At 43.6% G+C, this 10,880-nt stretch carries 6 protein-coding genes and 1 tRNA gene; 6 read left to right on the top strand and 1 reads right to left on the bottom strand.

Annotated elements, in window-relative coordinates:
• Window positions 1–1,101 precede the first annotated feature (1,101 nt).
• The 5 genes from ACKPCD_RS02230 to ACKPCD_RS02210 all read left to right on the top strand — a co-directional run bounded on the left by ACKPCD_RS02230 (window position 1,102) and on the right by ACKPCD_RS02210 (window position 6,776).
• A complete protein-coding gene (locus ACKPCD_RS02230; RefSeq protein WP_338114736.1) occupies window positions 1,102–3,120 on the top strand; it encodes a DHH family phosphoesterase in 2,019 nt (672 codons plus the stop codon).
• Window positions 3,121–3,123: 3 nt separating this feature from the next.
• The gene (gene rplI / locus ACKPCD_RS02225) at window positions 3,124–3,573 is read left to right on the top strand and encodes a 50S ribosomal protein L9 (protein ID WP_086989402.1); all 450 of its coding nucleotides are present in this window, start codon (window positions 3,124–3,126) and stop codon (window positions 3,571–3,573) included.
• 214 nt (window positions 3,574–3,787) lie between these two features.
• Window positions 3,788–5,155, top strand: coding sequence for a replicative DNA helicase (gene dnaB / locus ACKPCD_RS02220; RefSeq protein WP_068561487.1), 1,368 nt, complete (start codon window positions 3,788–3,790; stop codon window positions 5,153–5,155).
• 119 nt (window positions 5,156–5,274) lie between these two features.
• Entirely contained in the window at window positions 5,275–6,570 is a 1,296-nt protein-coding gene (locus ACKPCD_RS02215; RefSeq protein WP_068561486.1) for an adenylosuccinate synthase, read from the top strand.
• Window positions 6,571–6,703: 133 nt separating this feature from the next.
• Window positions 6,704–6,776 (top strand) — tRNA-Lys (locus tag ACKPCD_RS02210).
• Window positions 6,777–6,843: 67 nt separating this feature from the next.
• Here ACKPCD_RS02210 and ACKPCD_RS02205 read toward each other — a convergent pair.
• The gene (locus tag ACKPCD_RS02205; RefSeq protein ID WP_321433878.1) at window positions 6,844–7,767 is read right to left on the bottom strand and encodes an AEC family transporter; all 924 of its coding nucleotides are present in this window, start codon (window positions 7,765–7,767) and stop codon (window positions 6,844–6,846) included.
• Between the two features lie 226 nt (window positions 7,768–7,993).
• Here ACKPCD_RS02205 and ACKPCD_RS02200 point away from each other — a divergent pair, with 226 nt between their 5' ends.
• Window positions 7,994–10,756, top strand: a complete 2,763-nt coding sequence (locus ACKPCD_RS02200) for a sigma-54-dependent transcriptional regulator (protein ID WP_321433877.1) — start codon at window positions 7,994–7,996, stop codon at window positions 10,754–10,756.
• Window positions 10,757–10,880: the final 124 nt, after the last annotated feature.

Raw genomic sequence — 10,880 nt, 5'->3', positions numbered from 1 at the left:
AAAATACTTATCAAACAAATGTTCAGAATAAAATGAAGGAATCCGCGCACTTAACTCAACTTATGCACAGGATATCCACAGGTATTCGAGAGTAGTAAAGGTGTCATGAATAGTATCAGAAAAATAAGTTATCAACAAAGTCATTTTATGACAGAAATCCTACTGCAGCAAGGTTATGATGTGGTAATTAATTTAGTTATGCACAGAGCGTCGTTGGAAAATGTGCATAACTAAAAAGGTTGCGGATAGTTTGAGTTATCCACAAAAACAGGAGCTACTACAATGAAATGAAGCTGGGGAGAAGTGAGAGGATGAAAATCCATTTTCAATTACGGAAATGGATACTGCAGATTATATGAAAAAAAAGGAGAAAATCGTATAGCTAGATTATTCAAATCATCAGTGAAATAGTAATAGAAGTCATCGCGAAAATCGTTTTTTTTAAAAAAACTAATTAAATAATAAAAGTGAAAGAGAGCAAGTCTATGCGAAAAAATAGAAAAAGTAGAGATCAAATCTAAAAACGTTCCACGTGGAACATTGGTCAAAAAATAAACGTATTCAGAATTTGAGGATAAATTGAAGAGCGTAATCAATCAATGTTTCACGTGGAACTATTGAATAGTAGAAGGAGTCGCATTCAACTTATAACTATAATAATAATTACATTTATGTCGAAAATGGTAACTATTTTGAAAGATAAATTTTCACGACATGCAAATCCAGTAATAGAGAATTACTTATCCAAAATGCAGGTATGCTTTGAAAAAATATCCAGAAAAAATACAGCATTATAATCCAATCTAGCCGAGGGTCTAATGAACGCTAAATGATAACAGTTGAGACTTCGATTATTGAGCACAGATATCATCACTGGGTAAATGAATACTTTTCAATGCCTGAAATATAGCAACAATCGTTCTCGCTCAGAAAACCTGCTCTCCGCAATACGTACTTTATACAGAGGAAATGTTTCACGTGAAACATTCATTTTGACGCTAAAATGGTAACTAATCCCTCTGGAAAGGGCATTATAGCTATTATTATTTGAATATGTTAAAATGTACAAGTGCAAATTGTAGGTTCAGTAAAGGAGCTATCATGAAAATAAAGGAAAAGTTAAAAAATCTTCCTCACTTCATAAAGGCTGACAAGATTAAGGTTCCTTTCCTGATTATCGTATTCTTACTGCTTATGATTGTTGTTTTAACTTTCATTGCAGATTGGAAAATCGGAATTGGAATTATGCTCTTATGCGTTGGAATTTTTGGGTTCATCAGTTATTCTTCGGAGTATTTGATTGACGAAACTAATCAATACATATCTGACTTATCTTATCGAATAAAAAAAGGTGAACAAGAGGCTTTAATTAAAATGCCTATTGGGATACTTCTATATAATAAGCAAGAAGAAATCCAATGGATGAACCCATATTTAATAAAGTATTTTGGCAAGAAAGACACATTGGGACGTAAGCTGAACGTGGTCGATGAAGAATTATATCAGCTTTTTAAGGGTTCGCAGGATTATGTGATGCGCCGTGTGAAATGGGGAGATCATTATTTTGATATGATTATTCAAGAGGATATTGGCGTCATTTATTTGATGGACATAACGGAGTATGCCAAAATTGAAGAAAGATACAAAGATGAAAAATTTGTTTTTGGGAATATCATTGTCGACAATTATGATGAGGCTGTCCAATCCATGAATGATCGCAAGCGATCGAATGTAAACAACTATCTGACGAACCAACTCACAAACTGGGCTAATATGAATAATGTTTTTTTGAAACGAGTGGATGATGACCGCTTCATAGCATTGACCAATATGCGTGCATTGAATAAAATCGAAGAAAACAATTTTGATATCATAAATCAAATCAGAGAAAGAACCTACAAGCAAAATTTTCCGTTGACACTGAGTATGGGCTTCTCATATGAGAAAACTTTTGAGCAAACCAATTTTAAAGAAGTCGCTAAAATGGCGCAGTCGAATATTGATTTAGCATTGGCAAGAGGTGGCGATCAGGTTGTTGTGAGGGCTGAAGATGAAGATGCCCGTTTCTATGGTGGTAAAACGAATCCGATGGAAAAACGGACTCGTATCCGTGCAAGAATGATCAGCCAGGCTTTGGAAGAACTCATCGTTCATGCTGATAAAGTGATCATCATGGGGCATAGTTATCCTGATATGGACGTCATCGGTTCCTGTTTAGGGATCCGCCGAATCTCTCAGATGAACAATCGGGAGGCTTGGATAGTATTGGATCCGCAGCAATTTTCCAATGATGTGAATCGGATTATGCAGGAGATAGACAAAGATCCTTTGATTGCGAAGCGAATCATTTCGCCTGAGCAGGCAATGGCATTGGTGACTCCGCAAACGCTTATCGTGATGGTTGACGTGCATCGTCCTTCCATGACACCGGCCCCTGGACTTTTGAATCTGTCCAAAAAAATAGTCGTCTTGGATCATCACAGACGTGGACAAGAATTTCCCAAAGACTCTGTTTTGGTCTATATGGAACCCTATGCGTCATCCACTTCGGAATTGATCGCTGAATTGTTTGAATATCAATCCAATGAGATGGATGCCATCAATAAGATAGAAGCAACGGCTATGCTGGCTGGGATTATTGTCGATACACGCAATTTCAGCTTGAGAACCGGATCCAGGACTTTTGATGCTGCCAGTTATCTGCAGTCGAACGGAGCGGATACCGTTCTGATCCAGAAATCATTGAAAGAGGACTTGGATACCTATCTGTTGCGTAGTCATTTGCTGCAAACGATGGAATTTGTGAACGGTAACCTCGCAATCGTCCATGGAGAAGATGAAAAAATCTATGATACGGTTGTCGCTGCTCAAACAGCCGACACGATGTTATCGATGGAAGCAGTAGACGCCTCATTTGTCGTTACAAAACGTCAGGACGGCAGAGTTGGAATCAGTGCCAGAAGTCTGGGGCAATATAATGTGCAGACTATCATGGAAAAATTAGGCGGAGGCGGACATTTATCCAATGCAGCCACGCAGATTGAGAATACGACGGTCCATGAAGTCGTTGAGAGATTGAAGGCAGTCATAGATCCAAAAAAAATCAAGGAAGGGGAATAATAAATGAAAGTTGTATTTTTAGAGGACGTTAAAGGTAAAGGGAAAAAAGGGGAAGTCAAAGATATTGCGGATGGCTACGCTAATTTCCTGATCAAAAACCGTAAAGCGGAAGAAGCGAATGCTGCTACGATTTCTGCATTGAAAGGCCAAAAGAAGGCTGAAGAGAAGAAGCAGGCTGAGGAGTTAGCCGCTGCTCAAGAATTAAAGGCACTTCTGGAGAAGGATGAATCAATCATCAAATTGTCCGCAAAAATTGGCGAAGATGGTCGTTTGTTTGGTTCGATAACAACGAAACAGGTTGCTGAAGCATTACAGAAGCAACATAATGTTAAATTGGATAAGCGGAAAATTGAATTAGACAGTCCTATCCGAGCATTAGGTTTCACGAAAATGCCCGTAAAAATTCATCCGGAAGTGACAGCGATGTTGACTGTCCAAGTGACTGAAGGATAATAATTTTCCAGATATAAACGAAAGACAGGGATAACCATCTCTGTCTTTTTGCTTGTGTAGAGGGGGATAAATATTGACTCGAAACAGAACAAGCGTTCCCTTTCGTTGGTTGTAAAAGCCTCCAGTTTACAGTACAATAAGAGAGCGAAAGATGGGTAAACCAGTAACCGGTTCCTTGTCGAAATGAATAAAACCTAAAGGGTGAAAATATAAAATGGAAGAAACACTTCAAGATCGCATACCTCCTCATAGTATAGAAGCAGAGCAATCCGTTCTGGGCTCCATTTTTTTGGATCCTGAAACGGTTGTGAATGTTTTGGAATACCTTGAAACATCTGATTTTTACCGAAAAAATCATCAGATTATTTTTGACGCGATTTTGCAATTGAACAACCGAAACGAAGCGATAGACGTCGTCACAATCGCGAATGAGTTGGATACGAAGAATCAGCTTGAAAATGCTGGCGGTATGGAGTATTTGGCCGAATTGGCGGTTGCGGTACCGACTTCAGCCAACGTGGAATATTACGCCAAGATAGTAGAAGAGAAATCGATTTTGCGCAACCTGATCCGCTCGGCTACAGAAATCGTCCGCAAAGGCTATGAAGAGGGTGATGAGCTTGCCGTGATGTTGGACAGCGCCGAACAGAATATTCTTCAGGTATCCGAACGGAGAAATCGCTCCGGTTTCATCCGCATATCGGATGTCGTTTCGGCGTCGCTGCAGAACATCGAGTCGCTGGCCCAACAAAGCGATGACGTCACAGGGGTGCCCACCGGATACATCGCCTTGGATAAAATGACGGCGGGTCTTCAGAAAGAAGAATTGATCATCCTGGCAGCTCGTCCGGCGGTCGGTAAGACCGCCTTTGCTCTGAACATCGCACAGAATGTCGCAACCAAGGCGGATCAGGTAGTTGCCATTTTCAGTTTGGAAATGGGGGCGGAGTCGTTGGTTAACCGGATGCTGTGTGCGGAAGGGAACATCGATGCCGGTCACTTGAGGACAGGGCAGCTTTCTGAAGATGAGTGGTCCAACCTGATCATGGCGATGGGGACTTTGGGACAGTCCAAGATTTTTATAGATGATACACCAGGTATACGGATTGCGGAAATAAGGGCAAAAAGTCGTCGCTTGCTGCAGGAACAGGGAAAGTTAGGACTTATTGTGATTGACTACTTGCAGCTGATTGAAGGGAACAACCGCGAAAGCCGTCAACAAGAAGTTTCAGACATTTCGCGTCAATTGAAGAAGTTGGCGAAGGAACTGAAAGTACCGGTCATCGCCCTTTCCCAATTGTCCCGTGGCGTGGAGCAAAGGCAAGACAAACGTCCGGTATTGAGCGATATCCGTGAATCAGGATCGATCGAGCAGGATGCCGATATCGTTGCTTTCCTGTACCGCGACGACTATTACGAACGTGAAGGCGGCGAAGAACCGGAACGGGATGAGCAAGAGAATAATGTCGTAGAGGTCATCATCGAAAAAAACCGGAGCGGGGCGCGGGGAACCGTCAAGCTCCTGTTCAAAAAGGAATTCAATAAATTTTCTTCGATGAGCTATATGCCGGAAATTAGTTGATATTTTTGGACAAATTGTTCAGAAATGAGCGCTTTTATCTGATTCTTTATTGAAAGACATAGGTAATATTGGTAAACTAGCATAGTATTATGAATAAATTAGATGAGGTGGAGTAAATAATGACTTCAGTAGTAGTTGTTGGGACTCAATGGGGAGACGAAGGTAAAGGGAAGATTACAGATTTCCTTAGTGAGAATGCAGAAGTAATCGCTAGATATCAAGGCGGGGACAATGCTGGCCACACAATCCAGTTTGATGGCGTTACATACAAATTGCACTTAATTCCATCCGGCATTTTTTATCCAGAAAAAATCAGCGTGATCGGAAACGGCGTAGTAGTGAATCCGAAATCATTGATCAAAGAATTGGCATATTTGAAAGATCACGGCATCAACACGGATAACCTACGTATTTCCGACCGTGCCCACGTCATTTTGCCTTATCATATTCAATTGGATCAGCTTCAAGAGGATTCAAAAGGCGAAAACAAAATCGGTACGACCATCAAAGGCATCGGGCCAGCTTACATGGATAAAGCAGCGCGTGTCGGTATCCGGGTAGCCGATTTGTTGGACAAAGAAATCTTTGAAGAGCGTCTGAAAATCAACTTGGAAGAAAAGAACCGTCAATTCACAAAAATGTTCGATTCTGTAGAAATCAAATTCGAAGATATTTTTGAAGAATATTATCAGTACGGACAAGAAATCAAAAAATACGTGTGTGATACATCGGTTATCTTGAACGATGTATTGGATGCAGGCAAACGTGTCCTATTTGAAGGCGCACAAGGGGTTATGTTGGATATCGACCAAGGTACTTATCCATTCGTTACTTCTTCCAACCCGGTTGCTGGTGGCGTAACCATCGGTAGTGGTGTGGGCCCTACCAAGATCGATAAAGTTGTCGGTGTCTGCAAGGCTTACACTTCCCGTGTCGGCGATGGCCCGTTCCCAACTGAATTGTTCGACGAAGTAGGAAACCAAATCCGCGAAGTTGGCCGCGAATACGGAACAACAACTGGCAGACCGCGCCGTATCGGCTGGTTTGATGCAGTTGTTATGCGTCATTCAAAACGCGTTTCAGGTATCACCAACCTATGCTTGAACTCAATTGATGTTTTGAGCGGCTTGGAAACAGTGAAAATCTGTACCGCCTACAAAAATGCTGAAGGCGAATTGATTTACCACTATCCAGCAAGCTTGAAGGAATTGGCGCAATGCACGCCTGTCTACGAAGAACTTCCAGGCTGGAGCGAAGACATCACTGGTTGCCGTACTTTGGAAGAGCTTCCTGAAAATGCGCGCAACTATGTCCGTCGCGTTCAAGAAACCGTTGGCGTCCGCATCTCCACTTTCTCAGTGGGACCTGACCGCAATCAAACGAATGTATTGGAAAACGTTTGGGCAAGTATCTAATCTAGCGATGAACACAATGAAGAGTCCACCCCGGAGAACCTATCCGGATGTGGACTCTTTTTTTCATAATGTTATTGCATTTTATTGAAAAGGGGAGTAAAATAACATTTGTTACGTGTTCAGTACGTGATAGGGGTAATTAGCTCAGTTGGCAGAGCAGCTGACTCTTAATCAGCGGGTCGGGGGTTCGAGCCCCTCATTACCCATAAATCTTAACAAAAAATCCTTGGAACATTGAAGTGCTTGTCTTCAATAGTTTCCAAGGATTTTTTTTCAAATATAATACAGAATGACGAAGATGGGCATGGTTACGATACATAGCAGCGTGGTCATGATGTTGATCGCACCTGCGTATGCTGCATTCTTGTCGTGCACCTGCGCGAATTGCGTCACAGTGGAGGCTGCGGGGGTCACGGTGGCCAAGAAGGTGATGAGTAATATTTCCGTGCCGTTATTCACCAAACTAGCGGCATTGCTGAGTTTCAGCAGCAACAGGATGATGGCCGGACAAAGAATCATTCTGAAGAAGGTTACTGCATAAACTTTTTTGCTTGTGAATACGTGTTTCATATCCATACCAGCGACGATCATGCCTGTGATCAGCATGCCCAGCGGTCCGATCATGGAACCGATTGAAGCCAATGTTTCATTGAGGATGGCCGGCAAGCGGCTTCCCGACAACATGGACAGCACGCCAATAAAAATGGCGATCATGTTTACATTGAGAATGATTTTCCGAAAATGAGGTTTCTTTTCTTTTGAGAACATCAATTTGCAGTGCGTCCACAGGAAAATCAATTGAACGGACAGAAATGCCGTGGAATAGATGACCCATTCAGTCCCCAAAACGGCTGTTACAATGGGAATGATCAAATTTCCTGCATTGGAATAGATGATGGACGCAATATCAATTTCCTCAAAATGGAACAGACTACCCGAGATGTGTCCGATTATGAGCAGGAGTATGTGGATGGCAACAGCCGCCACAAAGGCCAGCATCAAGCCTGCTTGGATTTCCGGCTTGAAGTCGACCTGAAAAGCGCTGAGTATCACGGCAGGCATCACTAGATACAACGATAGTTTCGACAAGACGATACTCTCTTCCGTTTTCAGAATTCTCAGTTTTACCAACAGATAACCCAAAATCATGATGAGGAACAGTTGGGCAATTTTCCGAACCAATAAGATACTAATCATGTGCAGTCCTCTCTTGTAGTTAAGAATTTAGAGTTCATTATATCGTATCCGATCAGAAAAGGATTGGGGCAATATGTCCATTTTTACTTTCATCTTTGCCAATTTTCGCCTTAGCACTCAAATAGAGCAAAACAATAGGTCAGATTGAACGTTTTTGTATTCGTCTGTCATAAAAATATGGTACGATTGTTGAAGATGTAAACGCTTTTCTGAGGAGTGATGATTTTTGCAGAGGATCGAGAAAGTGCTTGAGGCACTGGGCATGCTTTATGAAGAGAAGAAGCAGGGGATAACGGCCGAAGAGATTGCCTACAGGTTGCAGAGTGATCGCAGCAATATTTCGCGCGACCTGAACCAGTTGCACAAAGAACAGCGCTGCTACAAAGAGAAGACCAGACCGGTACGCTTTTTTCCATGCACCCACAAGAGGGTACCAAAGACTGGGGTACCGAAGGAAACGCCTAAAATGGTGGACATGGACAAGTTCCTGAAGCGTAATCCGAGCCTGTTCCATCAGATCGAACAAGGGAAGGCTGCCATCCTTTATCCGGGGGACGGCATGCATATGCTCTTGCTGGGCGAGACTGGCGTAGGGAAATCTTTGTTCGCCGATTTGCTGCACAAATACGGCATCCAGTCCGGAAAACTGGCGGAGGCCTCGCCGTTCATCCAGTTCAATTGCGCTGATTATGCCCATAACCCGCAGCTGTTGATGAGCCAACTGTTTGGCCACGTCAAAGGCGCCTACACCGGGGCGGAGACCAACAAGCCGGGACTTCTGGAGAAGGCGAACGGCGGGATTTTGTTTCTGGATGAAATCCACCGGTTACCGATCGAAGGACAGGAGATGCTGTTCACCTATATCGACCGCGGTGTTTTCCGGCGGCTCGGCGAATCCGAAAAAGATCATCATGCCAATGTCCTGATCATCGGCGCGACGACTGAAAAAAAGGATACACTTTTGAAGACATTCATCCGCAGACTGCCGATCATCATCGATCTGCCCAGTTTGAGGGAAAGGTCAATCGAAGAAAGACATCAGTTGTTCGATACATTCGTCCAACAGGAAGTAGATCAGTTGGGGGTGCCGATGTATTTCAGCAAGAATGCGCTGAAAGCTTTTCTGCACTACAAGTGTGAATTGAATATTGGGCAATTCAAAGCAGATATCCGGATCGCTTTCGCGAAAAGCTATGCCCGGTTTTTGGCAGTCAAAGAGGATTATCTGAGAGTCAGCAGTAAAGATTTGCCGGATTATATCCGGGCGGGGCTGCTCAGCAATGCGGCTCACCGCCAGATGTGGTCAAAATACGAAGTTACGAACCGACAGGCGATCCAATATTTGCCATCCACCGCTACCGTTACGGAAGTCAGCGTTCCGAGTGAAAGCACCATCTACCGGGAAATGAACACACGCTATCGGGAATTGGAGCAGAACAAAGCCAGCGCGGAAGAGATCCAAAAAGCGATGGAGCATGATCTGAAGACTTATTTCAAATTGACCGGAGAAAAGGAACAACTTTTTTGCAACAAAGAAAACCTAATCGCACTTGTGCCGGATAACATCATCAAGGAACTGGAGAAAATCCTCCGCCATGTCACCATTAAGACGGGTAAGGTAGTGAGCGACAAGGTTTTCCAGATGATGGCTATTCATATCTACAACCTTGTGAAGCGAAGCCAACAAGACCATGTGCTGAAGAATGACATGCATGAAGCGATCATCGACAAGTATCCGGAGATGTACGGCGTCGCGAAGGAGTGCATGACTATTCTGGAAGCGGATCTTGGTGTGGTTATTCCGGAAGAGGAAGCGAGTTATTTCATCATGTTCCTGATGCACGATGAGATGGATGCGATCGAAAGATTGGCGAAAGTGCAGGTCATTGTGATTGCGCACGGATCGGGGATTGCCTCGGCACTTTGCGACACGGCGAACCAGCTGTTGAACCACGAAGGGGCCATCGGAATCAATGCGCGTTTGGATGAGGAGCCCCAGCAAGTGTTCGAAAGGCTGGTCCGTTACATCAAAAACCATCAGATCACCGATGACATCCTGCTGCTGGTGGACATGGGCAGCCTGACGACTTTTGCGGGGGAATTGGAGAAACTGTTCCCTCTGAAAGCTAAGTCCATTCCGCTCGTGAGCACCATGCATGTCCTCGAAGCCAGCAGAAAAGCGATGATCGGTTGCGGTCTGCGTGAAGTCTACGTCGAAACACTGAAGGTAAATGACTATATGGCCATCTATCAGGACAGGAAGGAAGCGGAACAGGTACAGCAGCCGAAAGTTCGGCCGCAAGCTAATGATTCATTTCATTTCCGACCGTTGGCGATCATTTCGATTTGCCTGACCGGAGAGGGGACAGCCGTAACGATTCGTGACATCATCCGCAAGGAGCTTTCCTTTGATGAGAAGGAGATAACGATTGTGCCGATCAATTTGGTCGGCAAAGAGAGCATTTATGCACGCCTTCAGGAATTAACGAAGGAGTACGAAATCATCTGTGTCATCAGCACCTTTGCGATCAAAACGGAGTATCCGACCTTTGAACTGTATACGGTCATGAACCGGATAGGACTGCAACGGATTCAGGACTGCATCGACGAAATCTATACGTACCGTTCGATTAAGGAAACGATTCTGAAGTATTACGACATGCCTGAAATCGAGGAGTTGCTGTCCAGCATTTATCGCTTCAATGATGAGGTGAACGAAATGATGAGTCCTTCCCTGTTCGTGAGTGATAAAATCGGCCTTTCTTTCCATATCATCGGCATGCTGCGGAAAATCAAGCGCAAAGAACAGATTCCTCATTTTGAAAAAGGGATGGTTTCGTTTCCGCAGGACAAATATATCGTTCCCAAACTCAAGAATCTTTTCCTGGATTATTTCCGGGAGCATCTCGAAATCATCAACGAAGACATGCTGAACCATGTCGCCTATGCTTACTTGGCCCGAAGTGTGTCCTATATAGCGAATAGCTGACACACAACTGCATAAATTCAAAAAATCTGTGTCGTTTTGGCGACACAGATTTTTTTGTTGCACGTGGCAGTGTGCATCATGTGTGTTGGCACGGTTTTTGCATATCTATAAATGAAAGGATAAA

This window comes from Trichococcus flocculiformis (assembly GCF_963662535.1).
Taxonomy (GTDB): Bacteria; Bacillota; Bacilli; order Lactobacillales; family Aerococcaceae; genus Trichococcus; species Trichococcus flocculiformis.
Note: the sequence above shows the minus strand (reverse complement) of the source record. Positions and strands in the feature narration are given on the sequence as shown.

What these genes read in the sequence shown, in the direction of transcription:
- ACKPCD_RS02230 (WP_338114736.1), top strand. Translation starts at nt 1,102, where the DNA reads ATGAAAATAAAGGAAAAGTTAAAAAATCTTCCTCACTTCATAAAGGCT.
- rplI (WP_086989402.1), top strand. Translation starts at nt 3,124, where the DNA reads ATGAAAGTTGTATTTTTAGAGGACGTTAAAGGTAAAGGGAAAAAAGGG.
- dnaB (WP_068561487.1), top strand. Translation starts at nt 3,788, where the DNA reads ATGGAAGAAACACTTCAAGATCGCATACCTCCTCATAGTATAGAAGCA.
- ACKPCD_RS02215 (WP_068561486.1), top strand. Translation starts at nt 5,275, where the DNA reads ATGACTTCAGTAGTAGTTGTTGGGACTCAATGGGGAGACGAAGGTAAA.
- ACKPCD_RS02205 (WP_321433878.1), bottom strand. Translation starts at nt 7,767, where the DNA reads ATGATTAGTATCTTATTGGTTCGGAAAATTGCCCAACTGTTCCTCATC.